This is a genomic window from Micromonospora musae, assembly GCF_003626545.1.
Lineage (GTDB): Bacteria > Actinomycetota > Actinomycetes > Mycobacteriales > Micromonosporaceae > Micromonospora > Micromonospora musae.
Genome location: NZ_RAZS01000008.1, coordinates 104,137 through 128,803, shown reverse-complemented (window position 1 = coordinate 128,803; position 24,667 = coordinate 104,137). Strand labels below are relative to the sequence as shown.

The following is a 24,667-nucleotide window of genomic DNA, read 5'->3' as shown; positions in this document are numbered from 1 at the left end:
GCCATGCCGACCAACATCCAGCCGGGCGACCCGACGACCGTGGGCGCGCGGAACTTCAGGGCCCTCTGGGCCGGTGCCGCGGTCACCAACCTGGCCGACGGCGTCGTCAAGCTGGCCCTGCCCCTGGTGGCCGTCTCGATGACGGACTCCCCTGCGCTGGTCGCCGGCGTCACCCTGGCCAACACCCTGCCCTGGCTGTTGTTCTCGCTGCCCGCGGGCGTGCTCGCCGACCGGGTGGACCGCCGGCACCTGATCATGACGATGGCCGCCGTACGCGCCCTGGCCCTCGCCGTGCTCGTGGGAGGGGTCCTCGCGGAGCTGCTGCCGCTGGCCGGGCTGTATGCGGGGGCGCTGCTCCTCGGCACCGCCGAGGTGTTCGCCGACACGACCCGGATGTCGGTCGTGCCGATGGTGGTGCCCCGCAACCGCATGGAATCCGCGTTCGCGAAGTTGACGGCGACCGAGACCGCGGCGAACGAGTTCATCGGGCCGCCACTGGGTGGCCTGCTGGCCGCCGCCGGACTGGCCGTCGCGCTCGGCGCCGGCGCGGTGGGCTACGCAGGCGCGCTGCTCGCCTTGACGATCATGACCGGTCACTACCGCAGCGGCCGCCACTCCAGCTCGACGGCGGGCGCGCCGAGCCTCCGCGCGGAGATCCGGGAGGGCGTGCAGTACGTGTGGCGGGAGAGGGCTCTACGGACCTTGCTGCTGGTGGCGGGCGCGGCGAGCGGATGCTGGGCGGCCTGGACGGCGGTCATCGTCGTGTACGCGGTCGCACCCGGGCCGTTGGACCTGAGCCACTCGGAGTACGGGCTGCTGATCGGCGGGCTGGGAGTGGGTGGCGTCGTGGGCGCCTCCGTCGCGCCCGCCCTCATTCGTCGGCTGGGACGGCAGGTCGTCCTCGTCACGTCGATGGCTTGTCTCGCCGTGCTGCTGGCAGCGCCGGCGGTCTCCTCGTCCGCATGGCTGATCGCCGTGACGACCGTGCTGGGCGGTGCCGGCTCCGGTGCCTGGAACGTCACCTACAGCTCGTTGCGTGCGCTCGTCGTGCCCGAGGAGATGATGGGGCGTTACAGCGGGGTCAGCCGGCTGACCAGTTGGGGATCGATGCCGCTGGGGGCCCTGGTCGCCGGGTTGACCGCGGAACTGATCGGCGTACGGGCGGTCTTCTGGGGCGGGGCAGGAGTTTGCGTCCTCGTGCTTGCCGCGACGTTGCGGACGGTCACGTCGCCGGAGTTCCGGCGGGTGGAGGCCCGCGCGACTGCGTTTGACGAACCTGTGCCGGCCCACCCGCACCGATCCTGAACTGTCCGGGTCACGTTCCGGGTCGCGACAGCGCTGCGGTCGCCGGTCGGCGCCTGTCCAGCGCCGACCGACGACCGGTCAGCCTTTCAGACCGCTGCTGGCGATGCCGGAGAAGAACTGCCGCTGCAGCACCAGGAAGATGATGATGAGCGGCAGCGACGCGACGAGCGCGCCGGCCATGAGGGTCGGGTAGTCGGTTCCGAACTGCCCCTGGAGGCCGGCCAGGCCGACGGTGATCGGGCGTTTGTCGCCGCGCGGGGTCACGATGAGCGGCCAGAGCAGGTCGTTCCAGGAGTAGAGCGAGGTGAGGACGGCCAGCGCCGCCATGGTGGGGCGGGCCATCGGGAGCATGACGTACCAGAAGGTGCGCAGGGGTCCGGCGCCGTCGAGTCGGGCCGCCTCTTCGAATCCGGCGGGGATCGACATGAACGCCTGCCGCATCAGGAAGATCCCGAACGCCGAGAACATGCCCGGGATCGCCAGCGCGGGGATGGTGTCGAGCAGCTCGAAGTCTCTGATGATCTCGAATTGTCCGATGAGGAAGAGTTGACTCGGCACCATGAGCATGGCGATGAAGAGCCCGAACAGGAGCCGGCGTCCCGGGAACCGGAGCCGGGCGAACGCGTAGCCGGCGAGGGCGGAGACGGTGAGCTGCCCGATCACGCGGAGCACGAGCGCGGAGACTGAGACGGTGAGCTGCGCCCAGAACGGCACCGAGCCGAAGAACGTGGCGAAGGCGCCGGTCGTCGGGTCGTCCGGCAGGAGCGTCGGCGGCATCTGGGACGCTTCACGGTTGGATTTGAAGATGGTGAGCAGTTGCCAGACGAAGGGCGCCACCATGACGAGCGCTGCGGCGGCGAGGACGAGGTGGATGACCCATTCGCCGTGGCGGGACGCCTTCGATCCGGTCGCCGCCCGGTCCGTGCGCCTGCTTCGCAGGATCTGATCAGTCATAGAACACCCACCGGCGTTGCAGGCGGAACTGGAGGAGGGTGGCAGCCATGATCACCATGAGGAGCACGATGGCGATCGCCGCGCCGTACCCCTGGTCGAACTCCACGAAGGCCTTCTCGTAGAAGAGGTAGACGATGGTCTTCGAGTCGGCGAGCGCGGTGTTGTTGACGCTGCGCAGCATCACGAAGATCAGGTCGAACATCTGCAGCGCCGAGATCACGGTCAGCACGGTCACCAGGAACACGCTCGGCGACAGCAGCGGCAGGGTGATCCGGAAGAACTGGCGTACCCGCCCCGCCCCGTCGAGCGCGGAGGCCTCGTAGAGGTCCTGCGGGATCCCCTGGAGCCCGGCGCCGAGGATGATCAGGTTGATGCCGAGGCTCATCCAGATGCCGACGACACCGACCGCGTAGATGGTGAAGGTGGCGTCGGCGACCCAGTACTGCCCGGGCACACCGACCAGGGAGAGGACGTAGTTCAGCAGGCCGAAGTCGCCGTTGTAGATGAAGCGCCAGACCATGCTGATCGCCACCGGCAGGGTCACCACCGGCAGGAAGAAGAGCACCCGGTAGAGGGCGCGGCCGCGGCCGACCTGCTCGATGAGCGCGGCGAGCACGATAGCGACGGGTACGCCGAGCAGCAGGATCGCCGTGTAGAGCGCGGAGTTGCGCAGCGCCTGCCAGAAGCGCGCGTCGCCCAGCAGCTCGGTGTAGTTGTCGACGCCGGTGAACGTGCCGGGCCCGAAGGCCGGAACGTCCATGAAGCTCTTACCGAACGTGGTGAGGAACGGCCAGACGTAGAAGGCGACGAGGCCGACGAACGCCGGAGCGATCATCAGATAGCCCCAGCCGGGTGCGGGCAGGAGCCCTCCCGCGCGGCGGCGGGTCCGCTGCCGCGCGGGAGGGCTGACGACGTCGGTGGTCACTTCGCGAGGACCTCGTTGATCGCTGTGTTGTACGCCCGGGCGGCTTCGGCAGCGTTCTGCTTGCCCTCCCACGCCGGACCGAGGTACTGGGTCTCCAGGCCGGTCCACTTGGCGGCGTCACCGGCGATCGGCAGCGGCACCGAGTAGTCGACGGCGTCGACGAAGACCTTCAGGTTGAACTCGGGCATCGCGTCGAGCCAGCCCTGCTGCGTGTCCTGGTACGCGGGCAGCACCGCACCGCTCTTGGCCTGGATGACGGCCGCGTCCTTGCCGCTGGCGAAGATGAGGAACTCGGCGAGCTCCTTGGGGTGCTTGGTGCCGGCGTACCCGGCGTTGAGGATGCCGCTGATCATCGTGGCCCGCTGCTTCGCCTTCGGCAGCGGCGCGACGCCGACGTTGGGCCGCAGCGCCTGGTCGCCGTAGAGGCGCTGGGCCCAGAAGGAGCCGGAGAAGTACATGGCGACCTTCTGGTCCATGAACATCTGCACCGCTTCGGTGTCGGAGAGCTGCTTCAGCGTCGGCGAGAGCCCGTCGGCGTGCAGCTGCGCCCAGAACTGCAGACCGGAGACGGCCTCCGGACTGTCGATGGCGGCCTTGCCGTCGTCGCCGATCACCTTGCCGCCGGCCTGGTAGATGCTGTTGTAGTACCCGCCCTGGCGGTCGATCGGGGCGGCGATGCCCCACACACCCGCAGCGGGGTTCGTGAGTTTACGGGCGGCAGCACGCGCGTCGTCCCAGGTCCAGGTGTCGTCCGGGTAGGCGACGCCGGCCTTGTCGAAGAGGGCCTTGTTGAACCAGATCCCGTTCGTGTCGAAGTCCTTCGGCAGGCCGTAGAGCTTGCCGTCGACGTCGTACAGGTCGAGGACCGCCTTCGGGTACGCGGCCAGGTCCACGCCCGCAGCCTTGACCGCGTCGGTGATGTCGAGCAGCTGCTTGCCCTCGGCGTACGCCGGGAACTGGTCGGCGAGCATCCAGAACGCGTCCGGTGCGGTGCGTCCCGCCGCGCCGACCTGAAGGGTGGACCAGTATTCGGGCCACGGCAGCACCTGCACCTGGACATCGATGTTGGGGTGCTTGTCCTCGAAGGCCTCGGCGATCGCCTCCATGGCCGGCTTCTGGTCGTCACTCCAGGTCGCGTAGCTCAAGGTGACCTTGCCGTCTCCCCCGCCGCTGCCGCTGCAGCCGGTCGCGGCGAGGGCGGCCAGCACGGCCGCGGCGGCGATCCATCTCTTGCCGTGTCGCATGGTTTCTCCCTTGGTGGTGGCCGGGCTTCATTGCTCGGCCGGGGTGGTGGCGGTGTGGTGGTGGAGGCGGCCCGACGCCCAGTCGACGTGGGCCGGCTCCGGGTGCTCGGGCAGGGTGTCCGCCCGCAGGCTGAGCGTGGCGGCGCCGCGGATGTCGAGCTCGATGTCGCGCGGCGGCTCACCCGCGCGGACGTCGACGGCGAAGAGCTCGACCCCGTCGGCGTGCACGCTCATCCGGGCGGCGGTGCCCGGGGTCTCGTCGTCGACGCCGATGCGGGCGGTGAACCGGTCGGCGCAACCGCCCGGGTAGAGCTCGATCCGCGACGGCGTGGACGCGCCGAGCCCGTCGTCGAACTCCACCCCGGCGATGCTCATGCGGCGGCCGTCGTCCGGGTTGCCGCCACCGTTGCTCTGGTCGCGTTCGATCGGACCGCTCTCGTTGTGGAACTCGACCATGGTCAGCGCCGACAGGCGATGGGATCCGGGCGTCAGAGGTCGGAACAGGCGGGCGTGCGCCACAACCGGCACCCCGTCCTCACCCGGCGTCTCGACGGTGACCACACCCGCCCGCCCGGGTGCCAGGGCGGCGGGCGCCTCGATCCTCCACCGGTCGTCGGCGAGGCGCTCCGCTGACCAGCCGGGCGGCAGTCGCAGCTGTCCCTCGGTCAGCAGGACGGCCGCGCCGTCCGGGCCGAGCAGTTGGACGGGCGGATCCACCCGCGGTGACGCGTGCTCGGGCCGCGCGACGGCCCGGTGCAGCCGGGTGCCACGGGCGGCGACGACGGCGACGAAGCCGCCGTTCTCCGCCACGTCGACGACCAGCTTGTCGTCGACCGGGCGCCGGTGGGAGGTCAGGCCGCCCGCCGCGCCGTCGCCGACGATCCACGCGTCGCCCGGTCCGAGCGCCAGGCGGTCGAGTGGGACGGTGAGCCGGCGCGCCGGGCCGGTGGCGATGCCGCCGAGGAACCAACGGTCGCCGTGCCGACGGGCGATGACCGCCTCGTGGTCGGGGTCACCGGCGAGCAGCACCGTCTCCTCCCAGGAGGGTGCGAGTTCCGCGAGGAACCGCGCGGCGTCCGGCCGGGCGAGGTAGGCGTCGACGTCGTCGGCGAAGTGGGTGATGCCGCATTCGAAGGCGACGCTGAGGGCGAGTTCGTGGCCGTCGCTCGTGGTCCGTCCCGGCGCGGCGAACGCGACAGGCGTGTAGTCCATCGCGCCGACGACGTTGCGGGTGAACGGCTGGATCACGTTGTGCACGGCGGTCAGGGGCGTGCCCTGGTAGAAGACGTAGTACTCGCTGCCGCGGACGGCTTCGTAGCCGATGACCTGCGGCCAGGTCCGCGCCCACCCTCGCGGGATGACCGAGCCGTGGAAGTTCACGTGCAGGCCGAGCCGGGCCGTCTCGGCGAGGATCGTGTCGTACCAGCGGTAGCGGTCCTTCGACTCGGACTCCATGAAGTCGACCTTGATGCCGGCGACGCCCCAGGACCGCCACAGGGCGAGCTTCGCCAGCTTCTCCGGCCCGTCGAGGTCGTGCCAGACCACCCACAGGTGCACCTGGATGCCACGGCGACTCGCGTAGGCGACGATCTCCGGTACCCAGGTCTCGTCCCAGCCGCAGTCGATGAGCAGATGCTCCCAGCCGAAGTGGGCCGCGACGTCGACGAAGTGTCGCTGCCGGTGCAGCTGCGCGCCGGAGTAGAAGTCCGACCACCACGACCAGGCGGCCCGGCCCGGGCGCACCCAGCGCAGGTCGCCGGCCGGGTCGAGCGGGGCGGGCGCCAACTCGTCGACGAAGCGGCTCTCGACGATCGTGGCGAGATCACCGATCAGGAACACCCGCCAGGGGGTCACCGGACCGCGGGTGATCTCGACCGACTCGTCGGCCGCCACGAACCGCAGCTCACCGTCGTCGTCGAGCTCGGCGTGGGCGCCGCTGAAACGGCCGTCGATCGCCGCCTCGGTGAGCAGGACGTACGCCCCCGCCCGCGGCAGGCGCACGAGCAGCGGGAAGCCGTACGCCCCGGCGGGCAGCTCGGCCAGGTCGGCGCCGACGCGCGGCGTCTCGTACCAGGTCTGGTAGTCGAGCGCCCACACCCGGGCGTCGGGCTCGAACCGGAGCCGGGTGTGGTCGGCGTCGAGACGGCCGTGACCCTCCAGCCGGGCGAGCGCGTAGCGGACCGCCACCCCATCCCCGCTCGCCCGGACGTGGATCTGCCACTCGACGCCGCTGTCGTGGCGCAGCTCGTGAACCGTCTCGACGTGCGTGTACCGGTGGGTGCCGGTCGCCTTGCCGGAGCGGGCGGTCCACTCGTCGGTGATCTCGCGGACGCGGGACCGGAGAAGGACGGAGCCGGCGTCCAGGTCGACGCCGCCGACGCGGAGGCCCAGCCGGACCCCGTCGAGGACGATCCGTCCGGCGCGCCGCACCGTCAGGACGATGGCGTCCGCTCGCGTCTCCACCTGGGGTTCGACGCGCTCAAGCAGCGCCGCCGGACCGATTTCGTTGGCCACATCGTCTCCGTGCCGTGCGGGAGCCGAACGGGCGGATCCCCTGCTCGGCGGCTTCCGACGCTAGGTTCACGGCAGCCCGGCGGGAATGTTCATTCGGACTCGGGACCTGGACGATTCGCCGCTGTATGAGAGGGCCGCGCGGCGGCTCGACCCCGCCCGTGTCTCCCTCCGCAGGGACGATCAGCGGGTGACGGTCGGGCCGGCGCGCACACCGCGGGACGTGCTCGGATGCCCTTGGTGGCCGCCCAGACGTGTGGGGCTCCGGGCTATACCTGCCCCCGCCCGGAGATCCGCCACGGCCGAAGAAGCCACCTCACGCAACACGACGTGACGAGGGCCTACCGGGAGATGGTGTCCCCCGTAGGGCGCGCTCCGCCCGTCGCTGCGCCGGCGGTACCGGCCGGGCCGGGCCGGTGACCTCGGGCGATGACGTACCCGAAGAGGATGGTCAGGACAGCGACTCCGGCCCACATGGCCTGTCGCCAGCCGTCCACGAAGGAGTCCTGGGCGGCGCGGATCACGGCCTCGGCCTGGGTGCCGGCTGTGTCAGCGGAGGCAATCGCGTTGGCGATGCCGTCGCGGGCGGCGTCGCCGGTGCTGTCCGGCATCCCATCGAGCCGGGAGCCGATGGCGTCGCGGTAGCCGGCGGAGAGCACGGCCCCGAGCAGCGCGACCCCGAGCGCGGTGCCGAACTCCCTGGTGACGTCGTTGAGCGCGGAGGCCACACCTTGACGTTCCCGCGGCAGGGAGGAGGTGATGGCCTCGGTCGCGGGCGTCTGGCTCAAACCCATGCCGAGCCCCATGGCGAGCATCCCGGGCAGGACGGAGAGGTATCCACCGTCGACGGAGACGAAGGTGGCCATCAACGCCAGACCCGCGCCGCCGAGGAGGATGCCGGCAGCCATCGTCGTACGCCCGCCGACGCGCGCGGCCAGTCGTGGGGCGAGGCCGGAGGCGAGCATCATCGTCACCGCCATCGGCATGAGCGCCAGGGTGGCGCGCAGACCGGACCAACCGAGGACCGCCTGGAAGTACGGGAAGAGGACGACGAAGATCCCGGCCTGCACGCCGAAGACCACCAGGAGCGTCATGGATCCGCTGGTGAGCGGCCGCTCACGGAAGAGACGGACGTCGAGCAGGGGAGCCGGCCGGCGTCGCTCCCACAGCACGAACCCGACGGCGCCGGTGACGCCGACGAGCAGGCTCAGAAGCGTCACCGGAGCGCTCCACCCCTGCACCGGGCCCTCGTGCAGGACGACGATGAGCCCGACCGCGGCGATCACGGAGGTCAGCGAACCGATGACGTCGAACCCGTGTTCCGACCTCTCCCGCGAGTTCGGTACGGAGCGCAGCGCCATGGTGATGGCCACGGCGACGAGTACGACCGGCAGGACGAACAGCCACCGCCAGCTGGCGAGGTCCACCAGGGTCGCGGAGAGGTACATCCCCAGGATGCCGCCACCGCCGGCGACGCCGGTCCAGACACCGATCGCCTTGGCGCGCTCGCCGTCGGGAAACGTGGAGGTGATGACGGCCAGGGTGACCGGCATGATCATCGCCGCGCCGACGCCGCTGAGCAGCCGCGCCGCGAGCATGACCTCCGACGAGGTCGCGAGACCGGCCGCCGCGCTCGCCACCGCGAAGACGACCAGGCCGGCGAGGAGTACGGGCCGGCGTCCCCATCGGTCGCCGAGAGCGCCGAGCGGTAGCAGCAGCGCGGCCAGGCTGATCGTGTAGATGTTGATGATCCACAGGACGGTGCTCTGCGAGGCGTGGAACGCGACAGCGATCTCCTGCTGGGCGACGTTCAGCCCGGAGACGGAGGCGATGACCGCCATGAGGGCGACGCAGACCGCGATCAGGATCGCGCGACGCCGGCGTGGGTCGTGGACCGTCGTGTCGACGACTTCCGGCTGAGCGGACAGGTCCGGGGAGAGCATGCGCGATTTCCCTTCGAGAAGCGCAGGTTGATACGGCGCCGGAGCGGTGCGCGCCGGCGCTGAGCAGGTGGTGTGATCAGGCGCGCCGGGTGGCGCGGACGACGACGTCGTGCAGCGGGATCGGCCGGCCGGGGATCGTGCGAACGTGCTCCTCGGCGGTGGTGATCTCCCACCGGGTGGGGTCCAGGCCCGCGGTGATGTCCGCGAGGGTGACGGAGGCCTCGGCGGGCGGGTGGTGCCCGTGCTCGCCGGCCGTCGGGGCGTGCAGGTGCCCGACGATCAGCAGGGTGCCGCCGGGCGCCACCCAGGCGGAGATCCGGTCGTAGAAGGCCAGCTGCGGCATCGCCGGGTGCGCGTAGTGCGTGGTGACCAGGTCGAAGCGCGCCTCCGGTTCCCAGACGGTCAGGTCCGCCTCGATCCACCGCACGTCCCCGGCCAGTGCGCTGGTCGCCGCGTGCTCGGCGGCGAGGGCGAGGGCTTCGGGGGCGATGTCGACGCCGGTGACCCGCCACCCGTGGGCGGCGAGCCAGATCGCCTCGGCGCCGACGCCGCAGCCGGCATCGAGCACGCTGCCGACCGCCAGGTCCCCAGCTTCCCGGGTGAGGTAGGGGTTCGGGGGTTTGCCGGCCCGCGCGGCGGGCGAGTCACCGTGCCGCTGCTGCCAGTGCTGGTCCCAGTAGTCCTTGTCGAATGCGTGGGTCATGGGGCGATCCTGACCGCGCACCGAACAGATCGGCAAAACTTTTTGCCGAATGGAAAACTGAGGGCATGAACGACGACCTGGACCGCACGCTCGACGCCGTCGGCCCGAGGCTGAAGCAGCTCCGGACCCGCCGCGACATCACGCTCACCGACCTGGCGGCGCAGACCGGCATCTCCGCCAGCACGCTCTCCCGCCTCGAGGCGGGACTGCGCCGCCCCACGCTCGAACAGCTCCTCCCACTCGCCCGCGCCTACGGCGTCACCATCGACGAGCTCGTCGACGCGCCACCCACCGGTGATCCGCGCATCAACCTGCGGCCCATCGCCGCCGGCGACGGGGCGACCGTCCTGCCGCTGACCCGCCGGCCCGGCGGCATCCAGGCCTACAAGTTCGTCCTCCCCGCCGGGGACGACGACCGCGAGCCCGACCTGCGCACCCACGAGGGCTACGACTGGGTCTACGTCCTCAACGGCACCCTCCGCCTGGTCCTCGGCGAGCACGACCTCGTCCTACGAGCCGGGGAGGCCGCCGAGTTCGACACCCGCACCCCACACTGGTTCGGGTCCACCAGCGCCGGTCCCGTCGAGTTCCTCAGCCTCGTCGGCAGGCAGGGCGAACGCGTGCACGTCCGGGCCGCACCGAGATTAGGTCAGCAGGATTAGCGCCGGGCCAGCGCCAGCACGCTCAGACCGAACATCAACACGCCCAGGGGTAGATGGACCGACGGGATGTGCGCGATGCCGAGCACCACCTGGACCGAGGCGAGTACGAGGAAACCTGACGCCTGCCAGACAGGTCGGAGCGGGCCTCCGCCCGGCTTCCAGGCCAGCACCGCCGCGAGCAGGTACAGCATCGATGCCCCGTACATCACCCGGGCGCCGACGCTGTGCAGCGTCGCCCCGTGGGAGGAGGTCAGCAGCAACCCGGCGGAGACCGCCTGCAGGAAGATTGTCAGGGTCTGCAGGGCGATCGCGCCCCGCAGGAACGAGAAGCTGCGCTGTGCATTCGCCGTCGGCGTCGGCGTCGCCGTCACTTGAGTGGTCATGTCAGATCCCCTTCACCGCATCGTTAAGGTCTCACCAGCTCGACGACGCGGGCCCGCGAAAGGTAAGGCGAGGGGCGGCCGGAAGCATGGGGAGTGTCGTGACCAGCACAGATGAGATAACCGGCGAGCGGCGCCAACTGATCAATGTCGCTTACCGGTTGCTCGGTTCGCTGACCGAGGCCGAGGACGCCGTGCAGGATGCCTACGCACGCTGGTACGGGCTGCCGCGAAGCCGGCGGGAGGAGATCCGGTCTCGGGGCGCCTGGCTGACGACGGTGACCAGCCGCATCTGCCTGGACCTGCTCGGCTCGGCTCGGGCCCGCCGTGAACGCTACGTCGGCGCGTGGCTGCCCGAGCCGCTACCCGACCGCACCGAGGCGGGCCAGGCGGGCAGCAGCGACCTCGCGGACCAGATCATCCAGGACGAGTCGGTGGCGATGGCCTTCCTCGTCGTCCTGGAGTCGATGACGCCCGCCGAGCGGGTGGCGCTCGTCCTGCACGACGTCTTCCGGTACCCGTTCGCCGAGATCGCCGACGTCCTCGACCGGACGCCCGCGGCCTGCAAGCAGCTGGCCGCCTCCGCCCGGCGGCGGGTGAGCGTCCCGCGCGCTCCCGACACGGCGGTGGGCCAGGCCGACGTGGTGCGGCAGGTGAAGAGAGCCTGGGAGACCAGGGACATCGCCGCCCTCGTCGGTCTCCTCGACCCGGCCGCCGTGATGACCGCCGACGGCGGCGGCATGGTCGACACCGTTCAGCGCCCGATCGAGGGCGGCGAGCGTATCGCCCGCTACATGATCGCGATCGCCGACCTGGCTCCGGAGTTCGAACTCGTGCAGCGGTCGGTCAACGGGGTGCCGGGCGTGGTGGCCCAGCGCGCCGGCGCCGTCATGACCGTCGCCTCGTTCGACGTCGCCGACGGGCGCGTCACCCGGATCTGGGTGGTCCGCAACCCGGAGAAGCTGCGGCCCTGGGCGAGTTAGCCAGTCCGGTTCGCCTGACGCCGCGATCAGCGCTGGTCGTCGGCGAAGGCCGCCCGCGGATCCAGGAGCTGTCCCTTGGCGTACTCCTCGTCGAAACCGGCCTGGCCCAGTGCCTCGATCGCCGCGGCGCGCATCTTGGCGAGATCGGCCGCGTCGTCGGGATCCGGGATCTGACCAAGAGCGGCGAACGCGGCGTCCGTGACACCGATCATCCGCGCCGCCCGCGTGGAATCACCCTCGGCGGAGGCCAGCGCGGCACCCGCCACGCAGACGTACGGCACGAAGTCGGCCCAGCCGTTGCCGAACACCCGCTCCCTGTTCTCGGCGAAGAGGCTCCTCGCCACGTCGAGGTTGCCCAGGCCCAGCTCGCAGAACGCGAGGTTGTGATACTCCGAGTTGACCGTCTCCGGCCGGCCGAGCTCCTCGTTGAGGGCGATGCTCTCCCGGTACAGACCCCGCGCACGCAGCAGGTCACCGGACATGCGCGCCACCCCGGCCAGGACGTGCCTCGGCCGCTCCTCCAGGCTGCGATCGCCGGAGCGCAGCGCGACCTCGAGCGCCTCCCGGGCTCGGGCCTCCCCGCCGGGCAGGTCGCCGTCACGGATGGCGACCCGGGCCAGGCTGTAGCGCGCCTCCACCTCCCCCGCCGGGTCGCCGGCCGCCTGGGCCCGCTCGATCTCGGCTTCGCTCATGCGCACCACGGCGTCGCTCTCACCACGCCGGAAGGCCGCGCGTACGTTCGCACTGAAGTTCATCTTCTCTTCCACGTTCGTCTCGAGGCGATCAAGTAGGGGTGGTCCGTCATCCGGCCAGGAACACGGTCCAGTTCTCCACGACCCGGAAGCCCATCGACTCGTAGAGCGGCCGGCCCATCGCGCTGGACTGCAGGTAGGCGGCGTCCGCACCGGCGGCGATGCCGTCCGACAGCACCGTCTCGGTGATCGCCCGGCCCAGGCCACGGCCCCGCGCGGACGGAGCGACGGCGATGTTGAACACGCCGACCAGCCCGCTGGTCACGATCCCGAGCCCGGTGCCGGCGGGTTGCCCGGCCTCCTCGGCCAGATAGCCGGTGATGGGGTCGGCGTCGAGCACGCCACCGCCCATCAGCGGGCCGAAGACCCCCTCGGGCGCTTCGAAACCCTCGGTGAGCACCTCGGTGTAGAGGTCGCTCTCGGCCGCGCCGACGCGCCGGATCGGCTCCCGCTGTGCCGTGGTGGCTCGGAACACCAGGTCCTCCGCGGCGCAGGCGAGCAGCGGCAGCTCACTGCGGTTGACCAGCCCGTGCCGGGCGGCGAGAGCGGCGACATCGTCGTCCGCCTCCCGAACCATGATCGACCAGCGCTCGGCTTGCCGGCCCACCTCGGTCGCCATCTTGTCGAGCGCCCCGAGATCCGGTTCCCGCGTCGTGTCGTAGGCCACGTTGAGCGCCGCGACGCCGGCCTGGGTCACCGCCGCGCGGGCGGTGCCCTGCTCGGCGTACCAGCCCTTCGGGGTCACCCCGCAGAGGAATTCGATGGCGTCGAAGTACGCCGCCGTCATCCGGTCAGCGGTGCTGTTCATGGCTTGCCCCCTCGCGTTTCCCATAGCCGCAGCAACCGTAGCCGGACACCGTGACCTGCCGACCGCGGGCCAGGCCGGGTCCACAGAGTGGCGGGTTTACACCGTTCGTGATCGCGACGCATACGCATCCGAAATGGCGAGGTGCACGACCTAAACGCACCTATCGAGGCTGCTGGGAAATCCGGATACGGCTGTTCACCGAATGGACGTCGCCACCACTGGCGAATGGGGCAGGTTCAGGCTCGCAGATCGCGGTGCCAGGTCCGCCACCATCGCTCGGCAGTCGACGGGCCACACCATCCCGCAGCGGGCCCGGCCGGGTGGACACCGCAGGTCGGGCACGCGCGCTCTGGCCGGGGGCGTTCGATCCCGCAGGCGAGGCAGTGCGTGGCGACGGAGATTCCGGCGGCGTGGCGATCGAGCACGTCCTGCACAACCTCGGCGAGAGGTCGTGTCGGATGGTGCTCAAGGTCGGGGCAGTAGGCGATCCCGGACCCGCCCCACGAGTTCCAGAGCGGCCGCGTTCGCGGCACGCGTACGCCTGCCGCCTTTTCTCGGCGCCGCCGCTCCGCGTACTCCATGGCTCGTGGGACGATCACATCGCGTGCCCGTTGCAGCTCTTCTGCGGCGCGCACGAGCGCGTCCGGATCGTCTTCGAGCCTGCGTGGAATACGGGCAAAGACAACCAGGTGGTGCCAGGTGGCGCGGAACCCGTACGGCGCGCAGTGCAGCGTGCACTCCCGCAACGCGTGCAGCCTCCGCTGCAGCGGGAGTCTGCGGTCGCGGACACGGTCGACCTGCAGGGGGAAGCTGGTCACCGAAGCCATGATGATCCGGCTCGGGACACGGCGCCACCACGTTTCAACGGCCGCCGCTACTCGGAGCAGGAACATCGGATCCGCCCTGGCCGACCCGTGCGGGCCGGCCAGGGCCGCGAACGGACAAACTCAGGGCCGGAGCCACCACGGGCTGGTGTAGGCGACCCCGAAGTCGTTGCACGGGTGACCGGCCGGGCCGGGGCTGCCGTTGGGCTGGGAGGGGTCGGAGACCCGCAGCACCACCCAGTCGCCGTCCGCGACGTCGAGCGGCACCGTGAAGTCGGCGACCTGCCCGCTGACCGTGTCGATGACGTCGACGACGGTCGGCGCGGAGGTGCCCGGACGCAACACCTGGATCCGCAGCGGCATGCCGTCCCAGACCGGGCCGCGGTCCACGTCGAGCAGGAACCGTACGTCGCCGGAGGTCACGTTGAGCACGCCACCCATGCGTACCCCGTTGGCGGTGGCGTCCACCCGAAGCCCCGACACGCGGGTGGCGAAGGACCGGCGGGCGGCCATCGCCTCGAACACGGCGGCGCGGGTGTTCTCGGTGACCCAGAGGCCGCTGCGGCCCTTGCCCTCGTGGAAGCCCCAGGTGGTGCCGTGCTCGTCGGTGACACCGGTCAGGCCCGGCCGCCAACCGGCGTTCAGGCAGGCCACCAGCGGCGAGGTCATACCCGAGGACCAGCCCTCGAAGAGGTAGTCGTCGGTGCGGTTGAACATCTCCAGCCCGACGAACTGGTTGCGGACCGAGGCGTCGAAGGAGAAGTTGTTGAACCGGCCCGGCTCCCGGCCGGGGTGGTTGAAGCTGGCCAGACCGCCGGCGCGGCCGGTGAGCCAGTCGTAGAGGTTGCCGGGGCTGCTGGCCCGCAGCAGGTCGGCGAAGTCGGAGGTGTTCCAGACGTTGATGTGGCCCTGCAGCGGATGCGACCACTCGAATCCGCGGATCGCCGTGAACTGACCCGGGTCGTTGGCGGCGTTGGCCAGGTCGCCGGTGGTCCGCCACTCCGAGGAGCTGAGCCCGTCGATGGCGAAGAGGGTGGCGTGGTCGGTCAGCGCGGCGACGTCCAGACCGGCCTCGCGCATCGACGCGAAGGCGGCGTCCGTGCTGCCGTCGCCATCCGACATGACCGTGTGGTTGTGCATGTCGGCGTGCACGAGCGTGGTGCCCTGGGTGATCAGGGACGTCCGGGCGGCGCCGGCCGAAGCGGTCGCGGTCGGGGCGGTGGCCGTGGTCGTCCTGGCCGCCTGGGCCGAGCCCGGCAGCGCGGCCAGCATCAGCATTCCGCCGGTACCGGCCAGCATCGCACGCCGGCCGAAGGAGCCGACGACGTTCACCTGGCCGTACGGCACCTCGTCAGTCGGTGCGTGGTCGTGATGGCAGTGGTGGGGGTGATGTCCGCTCATAGAAAGATATAAGCATTCATCGATTTGGCGGGGACACCACACCGAACCGTCGGCCAGGCGAACAGTGCGGTACGGCTCGACACGACCCCGGTCTGCGCTGCTCGCGACCGTGCGGGCAGGCGGGCGACTGGCCGGCCTGCCCGCACCCGGTCAACCTTCCTTCGTGCAGGTGAGCACGATCGTCTTGCCGGTGCGGACCAGCACGCCTGCCTTCGCTCTCTGCTTCGCGACCGTCCAGTTCGGCGGGAACAGCACCACCTTGTCGTCGTCGTCCTGCAATCCGAAGGTCACCTTTGTGAACCCCAGGTCCGTCAACGTCTCGTAGGCGACCTGCGCGGAGCGGGATACCTGCACAGATCCGGGAAGGACGGTAGGAAGAGAGGATGCGCGGGACGGGGCGAGTGCTGGTGATCGGTTTGGATCCCGTCAGGATCCCTGGTTGGGATCCTGAGCCGGTGGTGGCGGCCATCGCGCGCGGCCAGGCCCGCTTCGCCGACCTCGGCATCGAGGCCGACCTGTGTCTGGTGACACCAGAGGAGGACGTCGAAGCGGTGATCGTGGCGGCGCTGACCGGAAAGGATTACGCCTGCGTGGTGATCGGGGGTGGCCTGCGCAACCACGAGCCGCTGCTCGAACTCTTCGAGCGGGTGGTCAACCTGGTGGCGCGACATGGGTCAGGCGCGGCCATCGCCTTCAACCGCACCCCCGACGGCAGCGCGGAGGCCGCACTGCGCTGGCTCCGGTAGACAGCCGCGGGCGGCGGGCCGGTGCGGCCGACTTCTTCGAGCACGGCGTCAGGGGTTCGTCGCTCATCAGGCCGGCGGGCGGGAGACGTCGTAGAGCAGGTGCGTCACCCGGTCGCCCTGCACGACGCGGGCGGGATTGTCGAACGGGACGACGTCGCCGGCACCCATCGCGCCGAAGAACGGACGACCCGATCCGAACACGACGGGTACGACGTTCATCACGACCTGGTCGACGAGCCCGAGCCGCAGCGCCTGACCTCCGATCTGCCCGGCGGCCAGGTCGACGACCCGGTCGTCGCCCGCGAACGCCCGCGCCTGCTTGATCGCCGACTCGACGCCGTCGGTAACGAAGGTGAACGGGGCGCTCTCGGCATGCTTCCAGTCCGTCGGCGGCTCGTGCGTCACGACGAAGACGTGCTCACCCGCGGCCGGCACGCCATCCCAGCCGTCCGTGAGGTCGAAAGTCCGGCGGCCCATCACCACGCAGCCGATACGCGGGTAGACGGATCGTACGAACTCGAAGGAGGTGCGCGTGCTGCGCATCGGGTACTCCTCCGGTTCGCCGCTCCAGGTCCACTCGACGTCACCGTTGGTCGCCCAGTCGAACAGCGGGCCGATCCCGTCGCTGTCGTTGGCGATGAACCCGTCGATCGAGACGGCGGCACAGCCCATGATCACCTTGCTCACTGCATCTCCTCGCGTCGTGATCTGTCGGCACTACGGCGGCAGCGGAACCCGGGACAGGTACGGGGGACAGTATCTCCGCCGGCAACCGCCGACGTCGTCAACTCCCGGCCACCGCGCGTCGGTTGCTTCGCCGCCTGGTGGCGTACGGCAGCAGGAAACGGCCCCCACCCACGCCGGCTCCCGTGCCAGGTTGTCGCAGGTCACATGGGCCGACTGAGCGATCCTCGATAAGATCAACGGGTGGAGTCGGTAGACACGTTGCTCGCGGCGCACCGGGCGTACCTCCTTGGTTGGAACGTCGGCGAGTCCGGCAGTGACGACCTCGTGACCTACCGCAGCGAGGTGCCGCACCCGCCGCTCAACGGCGTGCTACGGCTCGTCGGGCGCGACCCGGCGGACGCGCTCGCCGAGGCCCGCCGCCGCCTCGACGGCGTGCCGCGAGTCTGGTGGGCCGGACCGGACAGCGACGCCGGCACCGCCGACGCCCTGGCTTCCCTCGGCGGCGTCCCGGTCCTCAGCCTGCCGATCATGGCGGCCTCGATCGACCAGGCCACCCCCGCCCCCACCCCCACCGCTCTGCGCATCGCGGAGACCAGCGACGTCGACGAGTTCGTGACGGCCTACGCCCGGGTCTCCGGCATTGCGGAGGCCGGTGTGCCGACAGCGATCGCGCGGGAGCGGTCGTTCCGCGGTGACGGCACGGTGGTGCGGCTGGCGGGCCGCCTCGACGACGGCCGGATCGTCGGAACCGCCGTCGCCTGGCTCAGCCACGGCCTGCTCACCCTCTACTACGTGGGCACCCAACCGGAGCACCGCCGGCAGGGCATCGGGACCGCGATGACCCGCGCCGCGCTCGACCTGGCCCGCGAGCGCGGCATCCGCACCGCCGCCCTCACCTCGACCCCGATCGGGGAACCCGTCTACCGGAACCTGGGCTTCCGCACCGTCGGCACCTTCCAGCTGCTGTCGTTCTGACCACCCCGACCGCGCTCCACCATCGCGGTCAGCGGCCCGGTCGGTGCGATGGTGCGCGCCGGCCCGGCCGTTCCGGGCGGTGCAGCCACGGCGTCACCCTGGGGGCCACCGCGATCAGGGCGACCGCGAGCGCGGTGATGACGGCCTGCCCGATCCGGCCGGGCGTGACTCCCGGCGCGGTCTCCAGCACGTAGTTCGCGTATCCGTTCGCCGCCGCGTCGCTGGCGAGCACGGCACAGCCGAGCAGCAGCCCTTCGATCCGGCGCAGCGCCAGCAGCAGCGCCGCGAGCGGGTTGAGCACGGTGAGCGAGGTGAAGTACACCATCAGCCAGGTCGGGGTGGACGGGCTCGGGCCACCCGGCCGGAGGCCGAGCAGGTCACCGAGGTGGACGATCGCGCCGTACGCGAAGACGCACCCAGCGGCGACCACGACGGCCCGGACCCACCGGGGCACGCCGGCCCACCGCCGGGACGCTGTCGGTCTCACCGCCTGCACGCTCCCCGTCCTGGGCGGGCCACCGGGCCCGCCCGCCGGTGCTCGGGAGGCTACCGGTTCAGCGCGCTGGACAGAAGAACGGTGGAACGCTCCGCCTAGTGTTCGATCATGGACTGCTTCACCTGCCGCAACAACGCGCGGATCAACGCGCTGCCGCCCCGTGAGGTGATCGCCGCCGACGACCACTGGCGGGTCGCGCATGCCTTCGACACGGCCCTGCCGGGCTGGCTGGTACTCGTTCCGCGCCGACACGTCACCTCGATCGCCGACCTGACCGACGCCGAAGCGGCCACCCTCGGCACGTGGCAGGTCCGGCTCTCCCGGGCGCTACGGGCCGTGACCGGCTGCGCGAAGACCTACATAGTGCAGTTCGCCGAGAAGGAGGGCTTCGCGCACGTCCACTTCCACGTGGTGCCACGGATGCCCGACCTGCCCGCCGACCGTTGCGGACCCCGCGTCTTCAGCTACCTGGGCGCGCCGGAGCAGGATCGCGTCACCGAACAGCAGCAGGACGAACTCGCAGCCGCGCTCCACGAACACCTCGACCGCACCGACCTCGGATAGGGCCGGATCGCCGCCGCCAGCGCAGGTGACGCCGATCTACCTGATCTGGATTCTGCCGATACCGCTCACCGCCGGAAGCCGGCCGGGTCGGCGAGGTACCGGTCCAGGTCCGGATCCTCGTGCACCTCTTCGAAGCCGTCGTCGACGAACCACTGGTCGCCGAGTTCGATGCGCAGTCGGTCAATTGCCCGCCGAACCGCCGCGTTGAAGGTTCGACACTCCGACTCACGCCACGGCCCTGGGTCAGGTGGATAGTCCCAGTTCAACGCGGCGTCGTACCACTCGGCCAGCCGAGCCAGCTCATCCCGAAGGGTCGCGCTGATCGGTAACGCCGCAAGACGTGCTGGGTACCCGTAGGCCTCCTGGTCCGGGGGCTCGGACGGCCACAGGACACCCCCGGAACCGGCGTCGAAGAAGAACCGAGCGTGCGGCACGACAGGGATCGTGGCACACCTAATCGGTTGGTGTGCCCAGCGCGCCGGGCTGGTCGGTGAAACCGGCCAACAGACGCTCGGCGGCGAGCGCCGGGGTGAGCGTGCCGTCGACGACCTGCCGCTCCACCTCCGGGGTGAGCGCCCGCACCGTGGCGTGGCTGCGCAACCGGTCGAGCAGCTCGGCCCGGACCATCTCCCAGACCCAGTTGACCTGCTGCCGCCGGCGACGTTCGGCGAGGTCACCGGAGGCGCCGAGGGCATCCTGGTGGCCGCGGACCTGCCCCCACACGTCGTCGAGGCCGGTCTCCTCCAGCGCGCTGCAGGTGACCACCGGGGGTTGCCAGCCACCGTTGGGCGGGTGGATCAGGCGCAGCGCCCCGGCCAGCTCCCGGGCCGCACGGCGCGCGTCGGTCGCGTGTGGTCCGTCGGCCTTGTTGACGGCGATGACGTCGGCGAGCTCCAGCACGCCCTTCTTGATGCCCTGCAGCTGGTCGCCGGTGCGGGCGAGGGTGAGCAGCAGGAACGTGTCGACCATCTCCGCCACGGCGGTCTCGGACTGGCCGACGCCGACGGTCTCCACCAGGACCACGTCGTAGCCGGCGGCCTCGACCACCACGATCGCCTCCCGGGTGGCCTTCGCGACGCCGCCGAGGGTGCCGGCGGTCGGCGAGGGCCGGATGAACGCGGCCGGGTCGGTCGCGAGCCGGGCCATCCGGGTCTTGTCGCCGAGGATGCTGCCGCCGGTGCGGGTGGACGACGGGTCGACGGCGAGTACCGCCACCCGGTGCCCGTCGGCGGTCAGCCGGCTGCCGAGGGCGTCGATGAAGGTGGACTTACCGACTCCGGGTACCCCGGTGATGCCGATGCGGCGCGCGTTCCCCGCGTGCGGGGTGAGCGCGACCAGCAGCTGCTGCGCCGCCGCCCGGTGGTCGGCGCGGGTCGACTCGACCAGCGTGATGGCCCGGCCGATCCAGGCCCGCGAGCCGGCCCGCACCCCCTCGACGTACGCCTCGACCGGCACCGCGCGCATGGCGCCGCTCACGCTTCCGGGTGGCCGAGCCGTCGGGACAGCTGGGCGAGCAGGTCCAGCGCGGCGTCGGCGATGACGGTGCCGGGCGGGAAGATCGCCGCGGCGCCCGCCTCGCGCAGGGCGTCGAAGTCCTGCGGTGGGACCACTCCCCCGACGATGATCATGATGTCGTCGCGGTCCAGGGCGGCCAGTTCGTCCCGCAGGGCCGGCACCAGCGTGAGGTGGCCGGCCGCCAGGCTCGACACGCCCACGATGTGCACATCGGCCTCGACCGCCTGCCGGGCCACCTCGGCCGGGGTCTGGAACAGCGGGCCCACGTCGACGTCGAAGCCGAGGTCGGCGAAGGCGGTCGCGATCACCTTCTGGCCGCGGTCGTGCCCGTCCTGACCCATCTTGGCGACCAGGATGCGCGGTTGACGGCCCTCCGCGTCGGCGAAGGCGGCGGTGGCGGCGCGGACCCGCTCGATGGCGGAGACCGCTCCCGCCTCGTCCCGGTACACCCCGGAGATGGTACGGATCTGCGCCGAGTGCCGGCCGTACACCTTCTCCAGCGCGTCGGAGATCTCCCCGACGGTGGCCTTGGCGCGGGCGGCGTCGACGGCCAGCGCGAGCAGGTTCCCGTCCAGCCCGGGGCCGCGCGTGCCGTCGAGAGCGGCACCGGCCGCCCGCGTCAACGCCTCCAGCGACGCCGTGCAGGCGGCCTCGTCCCGTTCCGCGCGCAGCCGACGCAGCTTCTCCACCTGCTGCGCCCGCACCGCCCCGTTGTCGACCTTCAGCACGTCGATCGGCTCGTCGGCGTCGGGCCGGTACTTGTTCACGCCGATCACCGGCTGCCGGCCGGAGTCGATGCGGGCCTGGGTGCGGGCGGCGGCCTCCTCGACGCGTAGCTTCGGGATGCCCTCGTCGATGGCCCGCGCCATCCCGCCGGCGGCCTCCACCTCGGTGATGTGCTGCCACGCGCGGGCGGCCAGGTCGTGGGTGAGCCGCTCGACGTAGGCGCTGCCGCCCCACGGGTCGATCACCCCGGTGGTGCCGGACTCCTGCTGCAACAGCAGCTGGGTGTTGCGGGCGATCCGGGCGGAGAAGTCGGTCGGCAGCGCCAAGGCCTCGTCGAGGGCGTTGGTGTGCAGCGACTGCGTGTGACCCTGGGTGGCCGCCATCGCCTCGACGCAGGTACGCACCACGTTGTTGAAGACGTCCTGCGCGGTCAGCGACCAGCCGGAGGTCTGGCAGTGCGCCCGCAGGCTCAGCGACTTCGGGTTCTTCGGTTCGAAGTCGCGGACCAGCCGCGCCCAGAGCAGCCGCGCCGCCCGCAGCTTCGCCACCTCCATGAAGAAGTTCATGCCGATCGCCCAGAAGAACGACAACCGGGGCGCGAACGCGTCGATGTCCAGCCCGGCGTCCCGGCCGGCGCGCAGGTACTCCACGCCGTCGGCGAGGGTGTACGCCAGCTCCAGGTCGGCGGTCGCCCCGGCCTCCTGGATGTGGTAGCCGGAGATGGAGATGGAGTTGAACCGGGGCATCCGCGCCGAGGTGTACGCGAAGATGTCGGAGATGATCCGCATCGACGGCTGCGGCGGGTAGATGTAGGTGTTGCGGACCATGAACTCCTTGAGGATGTCGTTCTGGATGGTGCCGGAGAGCTGCTCCGGCGCCACCCCCTGCTCCTCGGCCGCGACGATGTAGAGGGCGAGCACCGGCAGCACCGCCCCGTTCATCGTCATCGACACGCTCATCCTGTCCAGCGGAATGCCGTCGAAGAGCTGCCGCATGTCGTAGATCGAGTCGATCGCCACCCCGGCCATGCCCACGTCACCGGCGACCCGCGGGTGGTCGGAGTCGTAGCCACGGTGGGTCGGCAGGTCGAAGGCGACGGAGAGTCCCTTCTGGCCGGCCGCCAGGTTGCGCCGGTAGAAGGCGTTCGACTCCTGGGCGGTGGAGAAGCCCGCGTACTGGCGGACCGTCCACGGCTGCGTGGTGTACATGGTCGGATACGGGCCACGCAGGTACGGGGCGACGCCCGGGTAGGTGCCGAGGAAGTCCAGCCCCGCCCGGTCGGCGCCGGTGTACAGCGGGGCGACGGCGATGCCCTCCGGCGTCGACCAGGTCAGCGCGTCCGGCTCGCCGCCGGTCTCCGCGCGGACCGCGTCGCGCCACCGTCCCAGGTCACCGCCGACGGGCGGCGCGCCCAACTCGAGGTTGGAGAAGTCCGGAATCCGGCCGTCCATCACGCCACCTCCAGGTCACGCAGCGTCGTCTCCAGCACCGCCACGGCGTCGCAGCCCGCGTACAGGTAGTCGTCCACGCCGGCAAAGCTCGCCGGCCGACCGGCCAGCCACACCCGCACCGCACCGGCCTCGGCGAGCGCCCGGGCCACCGCCTCCGCCGACTCCGCGTAACCGCGGTCCGAGGAGCAGAGGCACGCCACCCGGGCCCCGCTGGCGGCGAACTCCGCCGCGAGGCGCGCCGGATCGTCGTCGCCGACCGGCGGCCGGACAGTGGCCACGCCACCGGCCGCGAAGAGGTTCGCGGCGAAACCGGCGCGCGCGTTGTGCACCGCCGCCGGGCCCAGGGTCGCGAGGAACACCGCCGGCCGGTCACCGCTGGTCGCGGTGTGCGCGTCGCCGCGGTCCCGCAGCGCCTCGTAGGCCTCCGCGTACCGGTGTCGGGGCAGCCCGCCCTCCGGCGCGGCGGGCGCGGGCGGACGGACCGGCAGCCGCTCCTCCAGGTTCGGGAACTCGCTCACCCCGGTCAGTGGGTCCCGGCGGTGCGCCAGGTTGTCGGCGCGCTCCCGCCACGTCGCGGCGAGCCGGTCCGCGATCAGACCGCTCTCCAGCGCGGCGCCCATCCCGCCGTGGCGTTCGATCTCGGTGAACCACGCCCAGGCCGCCTGCGCCAGCTCCTCGGTGTAGCGCTCGACGTACCACGAACCGCCGGCCGGGTCGACCACCCGGCCCACGTTCGCCTCCTCGACCAGCAGCGACTGGGTGTTGCGGGCGATCCGCCGGGCGAAGCCGTCGGGCCGGCCGAGGCTGTGGTCGAACGGCTGCACGGTCACCGCGTCCGCGCCGCCGACGCCGGCCGCGAAGCAGGCCAGGGTGGTCCGCAGCATGTTCACCCAGGGGTCGCGGGCGGTCATCATCGCCGCCGACGTCACGGCGTGCTGGCGCTGCGCGCCCGACTCCGGCGCCCCGCACTCCTGCGCGACCCGGGCCCAGAGCCGCCGGGCGGCGCGCAGCTTGGCGATGGTCGCGAACTGGTCGGCGGTGGCGGCGTACCGGAACTCCAGCTGCGCCAGCGCGGACGGCACGTCCAGCCCGGCGGCGGTGAGGTCACGCAGGTACGCCACGCCGGTGGCCAGCGCGCAGCCGAGTTCCTGCGCGTCGGAGCCGCCCGCGTCGTGGTACCCGGTCGCGTCGACAGTCATCGCCCGCAGGCCCGGGAAGCCGGCCGCGCATCGGCACGCCCACTCGTCGACGGGTCCGTCCCAGCGCCGCCCGGTGCGGGCCTGCCAGCCGAGCGGGTCCACGCCCAGGTTGCCGCGCACCTCGGCCGCCGGCACACCGCGCTCCGCCAGCAGCGCGAACCACGCCGACACCGCCTCGACCGCGGCGTCTCCGGCGTCCAGCACCACCGCGGCCAGGTCCAGGTAGACGCCCTCCAGGGCCGTCGAGAGGCCGGCCGGCGGCAGACCGCCCTCGCCGAGCACCAGCCACAGCGAGGTCGCGCCGTTCTCCAGGTCGGCACGGACCGCTTCGCCGGTCGCCTTCGGATCCGGATCGGCGTACCGCTGCCGGACGTCCCAACCTGCCGGGACCGCGCCGGTCGCCCGACCACCCCGGGTGTACGGGAAGAGCCCCGGCGGCCCGGGGAACGGGGTCGGATCGTCGGCCGTGTACAGCGGCGCGAGCGTCACGCCGTCGTAGCCGCGTCGGGCCAGCAGCTCCTCGACCGCCTCGACCGGGGTGTCCTCGTCGGCGAGGCCGGCCTTGCGCAGCACCCCGAGAGTCAGCCGCTGCCACTGCTCGTGGGTGGCGGCCGGGAACTCGGCGGCGAGGCGGAGCGTCTCTGACGGCGTCGTCATGCCCGGGATGCTAAGTCCCGTCCGGCTCACCGTCGCCCGGATGTGACGACATCAACTACACCGGTCCTCACGAGGCGTACCCGCAGGGTCACTCAGCGGCACGCCTGCCGGTGCTCGTGATGGCCGGCGATGCTGGGTGGGTCGGGCGCGCGGAGGCGGAGTTGGTCGGCGTGCGTCGGGGTGCCATGCCTCCGGGGCGCGCTGGTCGTCGTCCCCACCGATGGGCCGGGTCTCCAGGTCGCGCTTTGGAGCTGAG

At 71.6% G+C, this 24,667-nt stretch carries 24 protein-coding genes; 6 read left to right on the top strand and 18 right to left on the bottom strand.

The genetic code is table 11. The annotated features are described in order from the left end of the window. Positions 1-3: 3 nt before the first annotated feature. On the top strand, positions 4-1,305 hold the full coding sequence (locus D7147_RS22540) for an MFS transporter (RefSeq protein ID WP_120680875.1): 1,302 nt from the start codon (positions 4-6) through the stop codon (positions 1,303-1,305). A gap of 78 nt (positions 1,306-1,383) precedes the next feature. Here the strand turns inward: D7147_RS22540 and D7147_RS22535 are convergent, their stop codons facing one another. From D7147_RS22535 to D7147_RS22510, 6 genes are all read right to left on the bottom strand, one after another. Continuing rightward, positions 1,384-2,259, bottom strand: coding sequence for a carbohydrate ABC transporter permease (locus D7147_RS22535; RefSeq protein ID WP_120680873.1), 876 nt, complete (start codon positions 2,257-2,259; stop codon positions 1,384-1,386). Continuing rightward, positions 2,252-3,184, bottom strand: coding sequence for a carbohydrate ABC transporter permease (locus D7147_RS22530; protein WP_233563323.1), 933 nt, complete (start codon positions 3,182-3,184; stop codon positions 2,252-2,254). The genes D7147_RS22535 and D7147_RS22530 overlap by 8 nt, the downstream gene beginning before the upstream one ends. Further along, the gene (locus D7147_RS22525; RefSeq protein WP_120680871.1) at positions 3,181-4,428 is read right to left on the bottom strand and encodes an ABC transporter substrate-binding protein; all 1,248 of its coding nucleotides are present in this window, start codon (positions 4,426-4,428) and stop codon (positions 3,181-3,183) included. The genes D7147_RS22530 and D7147_RS22525 overlap by 4 nt, the downstream gene beginning before the upstream one ends. A 27-nt stretch (positions 4,429-4,455) precedes the next feature. Beyond that, positions 4,456-6,942 carry a glycoside hydrolase family 97 catalytic domain-containing protein gene (locus D7147_RS22520; protein WP_120680869.1) on the bottom strand — a complete coding sequence of 829 codons (2,487 nt, stop codon included), beginning with the start codon at positions 6,940-6,942 and terminating at the stop codon, positions 4,456-4,458. Between the two features lie 338 nt (positions 6,943-7,280). Continuing rightward, positions 7,281-8,882: an MFS transporter gene (locus D7147_RS22515; protein ID WP_120680867.1), complete on the bottom strand. Its 1,602-nt coding sequence runs from the start codon at positions 8,880-8,882 to the stop codon at positions 7,281-7,283. 76 nt (positions 8,883-8,958) lie between these two features. After that, positions 8,959-9,585, bottom strand: coding sequence for a class I SAM-dependent methyltransferase (locus D7147_RS22510; RefSeq protein ID WP_120680865.1), 627 nt, complete (start codon positions 9,583-9,585; stop codon positions 8,959-8,961). A 65-nt stretch (positions 9,586-9,650) separates the two neighbouring features. Between D7147_RS22510 and D7147_RS22505 the strand changes: the two genes are divergently transcribed. After that, positions 9,651-10,247 (top strand): helix-turn-helix domain-containing protein, encoded by a 597-nt coding sequence (locus D7147_RS22505; protein WP_120680863.1) that lies wholly within the window; start codon positions 9,651-9,653, stop codon positions 10,245-10,247. On the opposite strand, the gene D7147_RS22500 is transcribed toward D7147_RS22505, so the two are convergent. Continuing rightward, positions 10,244-10,630: a hypothetical protein gene (locus D7147_RS22500; RefSeq protein ID WP_120680861.1), complete on the bottom strand. Its 387-nt coding sequence runs from the start codon at positions 10,628-10,630 to the stop codon at positions 10,244-10,246. The genes D7147_RS22505 and D7147_RS22500 overlap by 4 nt on opposite strands. A 98-nt stretch (positions 10,631-10,728) precedes the next feature. Between D7147_RS22500 and sigJ the strand changes: the two genes are divergently transcribed. Continuing rightward, on the top strand, positions 10,729-11,610 hold the full coding sequence (gene sigJ / locus D7147_RS22495; protein WP_233563321.1) for an RNA polymerase sigma factor SigJ: 882 nt from the start codon (positions 10,729-10,731) through the stop codon (positions 11,608-11,610). Between the two features lie 26 nt (positions 11,611-11,636). Here the strand turns inward: sigJ and D7147_RS22490 are convergent, their stop codons facing one another. The 5 genes from D7147_RS22490 to D7147_RS22475 form a co-directional block, all read right to left on the bottom strand. Continuing rightward, entirely contained in the window at positions 11,637-12,365 is a 729-nt protein-coding gene (locus tag D7147_RS22490; protein ID WP_120680857.1) for a tetratricopeptide repeat protein, read from the bottom strand. Positions 12,366-12,411: 46 nt separating this feature from the next. Continuing rightward, the gene (locus tag D7147_RS22485) at positions 12,412-13,170 is read right to left on the bottom strand and encodes a GNAT family N-acetyltransferase (protein ID WP_120680855.1); all 759 of its coding nucleotides are present in this window, start codon (positions 13,168-13,170) and stop codon (positions 12,412-12,414) included. A 236-nt stretch (positions 13,171-13,406) separates the two neighbouring features. Continuing rightward, a complete protein-coding gene (locus D7147_RS32170) occupies positions 13,407-13,988 on the bottom strand; it encodes a hypothetical protein (RefSeq protein WP_147437428.1) in 582 nt (193 codons plus the stop codon). Positions 13,989-14,117: 129 nt separating this feature from the next. Further along, entirely contained in the window at positions 14,118-15,395 is a 1,278-nt protein-coding gene (locus D7147_RS22480; RefSeq protein ID WP_199734238.1) for a CehA/McbA family metallohydrolase, read from the bottom strand. Positions 15,396-15,545: 150 nt separating this feature from the next. Next, complete coding sequence (locus tag D7147_RS22475) at positions 15,546-15,749, bottom strand: hypothetical protein (protein WP_120680851.1); 204 nt, start codon at positions 15,747-15,749, stop codon at positions 15,546-15,548. 47 nt (positions 15,750-15,796) lie between these two features. Between D7147_RS22475 and D7147_RS22470 the strand changes: the two genes are divergently transcribed. Beyond that, complete coding sequence (locus tag D7147_RS22470; protein WP_233563319.1) at positions 15,797-16,141, top strand: hypothetical protein; 345 nt, start codon at positions 15,797-15,799, stop codon at positions 16,139-16,141. A gap of 66 nt (positions 16,142-16,207) precedes the next feature. On the opposite strand, the gene D7147_RS22465 is transcribed toward D7147_RS22470, so the two are convergent. Next, positions 16,208-16,828 (bottom strand): dihydrofolate reductase family protein, encoded by a 621-nt coding sequence (locus D7147_RS22465; protein ID WP_120680847.1) that lies wholly within the window; start codon positions 16,826-16,828, stop codon positions 16,208-16,210. A 240-nt stretch (positions 16,829-17,068) separates the two neighbouring features. Here D7147_RS22465 and D7147_RS22460 point away from each other — a divergent pair, with 240 nt between their 5' ends. After that, the gene (locus D7147_RS22460) at positions 17,069-17,803 is read left to right on the top strand and encodes a GNAT family N-acetyltransferase (RefSeq protein WP_120680845.1); all 735 of its coding nucleotides are present in this window, start codon (positions 17,069-17,071) and stop codon (positions 17,801-17,803) included. A gap of 28 nt (positions 17,804-17,831) precedes the next feature. Here D7147_RS22460 and D7147_RS22455 read toward each other — a convergent pair whose 3' ends face one another. Continuing rightward, a complete protein-coding gene (locus tag D7147_RS22455) occupies positions 17,832-18,290 on the bottom strand; it encodes a hypothetical protein (protein WP_199716801.1) in 459 nt (152 codons plus the stop codon). A gap of 117 nt (positions 18,291-18,407) precedes the next feature. Here D7147_RS22455 and D7147_RS22450 point away from each other — a divergent pair, with 117 nt between their 5' ends. Continuing rightward, entirely contained in the window at positions 18,408-18,863 is a 456-nt protein-coding gene (locus D7147_RS22450; protein ID WP_120680843.1) for an HIT family protein, read from the top strand. A gap of 65 nt (positions 18,864-18,928) precedes the next feature. Here the strand turns inward: D7147_RS22450 and D7147_RS22445 are convergent, their stop codons facing one another. Genes D7147_RS22445 through D7147_RS22430 form a run of 4 tightly spaced genes read right to left on the bottom strand, consistent with a single transcriptional unit; the run spans position 18,929 to position 24,411 of the window. Beyond that, a complete protein-coding gene (locus D7147_RS22445) occupies positions 18,929-19,297 on the bottom strand; it encodes a hypothetical protein (protein WP_120680841.1) in 369 nt (122 codons plus the stop codon). 19 nt (positions 19,298-19,316) lie between these two features. Continuing rightward, positions 19,317-20,327: a methylmalonyl Co-A mutase-associated GTPase MeaB gene (gene meaB, locus D7147_RS22440; protein WP_120681123.1), complete on the bottom strand. Its 1,011-nt coding sequence runs from the start codon at positions 20,325-20,327 to the stop codon at positions 19,317-19,319. A gap of 8 nt (positions 20,328-20,335) precedes the next feature. Further along, entirely contained in the window at positions 20,336-22,555 is a 2,220-nt protein-coding gene (gene scpA, locus D7147_RS22435; protein ID WP_120680839.1) for a methylmalonyl-CoA mutase, read from the bottom strand. Then, the gene (locus D7147_RS22430) at positions 22,555-24,411 is read right to left on the bottom strand and encodes a methylmalonyl-CoA mutase family protein (protein WP_120680837.1); all 1,857 of its coding nucleotides are present in this window, start codon (positions 24,409-24,411) and stop codon (positions 22,555-22,557) included. The genes scpA and D7147_RS22430 overlap by 1 nt, the downstream gene beginning before the upstream one ends. Positions 24,412-24,667: the final 256 nt, after the last annotated feature.

Coding starts and splice junctions, on each gene's coding strand:
- D7147_RS22485 (WP_120680855.1), bottom strand. CDS start 13,170: ATGAACAGCACCGCTGACCGGATGACGGCGGCGTACTTCGACGCCATC.
- D7147_RS22450 (WP_120680843.1), top strand. CDS start 18,408: ATGGACTGCTTCACCTGCCGCAACAACGCGCGGATCAACGCGCTGCCG.
- D7147_RS22515 (WP_120680867.1), bottom strand. CDS start 8,882: ATGCTCTCCCCGGACCTGTCCGCTCAGCCGGAAGTCGTCGACACGACG.
- D7147_RS22430 (WP_120680837.1), bottom strand. CDS start 24,411: ATGACGACGCCGTCAGAGACGCTCCGCCTCGCCGCCGAGTTCCCGGCC.
- D7147_RS22510 (WP_120680865.1), bottom strand. CDS start 9,585: ATGACCCACGCATTCGACAAGGACTACTGGGACCAGCACTGGCAGCAG.
- D7147_RS22490 (WP_120680857.1), bottom strand. CDS start 12,365: ATGAACTTCAGTGCGAACGTACGCGCGGCCTTCCGGCGTGGTGAGAGC.
- D7147_RS22535 (WP_120680873.1), bottom strand. CDS start 2,259: ATGACTGATCAGATCCTGCGAAGCAGGCGCACGGACCGGGCGGCGACC.
- D7147_RS22500 (WP_120680861.1), bottom strand. CDS start 10,630: ATGACCACTCAAGTGACGGCGACGCCGACGCCGACGGCGAATGCACAG.
- D7147_RS22540 (WP_120680875.1), top strand. CDS start 4: ATGCCGACCAACATCCAGCCGGGCGACCCGACGACCGTGGGCGCGCGG.
- meaB (WP_120681123.1), bottom strand. CDS start 20,327: ATGCGCGCGGTGCCGGTCGAGGCGTACGTCGAGGGGGTGCGGGCCGGC.
- D7147_RS22505 (WP_120680863.1), top strand. CDS start 9,651: ATGAACGACGACCTGGACCGCACGCTCGACGCCGTCGGCCCGAGGCTG.
- D7147_RS22480 (WP_199734238.1), bottom strand. CDS start 15,395: ATGAGCGGACATCACCCCCACCACTGCCATCACGACCACGCACCGACT.
- scpA (WP_120680839.1), bottom strand. CDS start 22,555: ATGGACGGCCGGATTCCGGACTTCTCCAACCTCGAGTTGGGCGCGCCG.
- D7147_RS22525 (WP_120680871.1), bottom strand. CDS start 4,428: ATGCGACACGGCAAGAGATGGATCGCCGCCGCGGCCGTGCTGGCCGCC.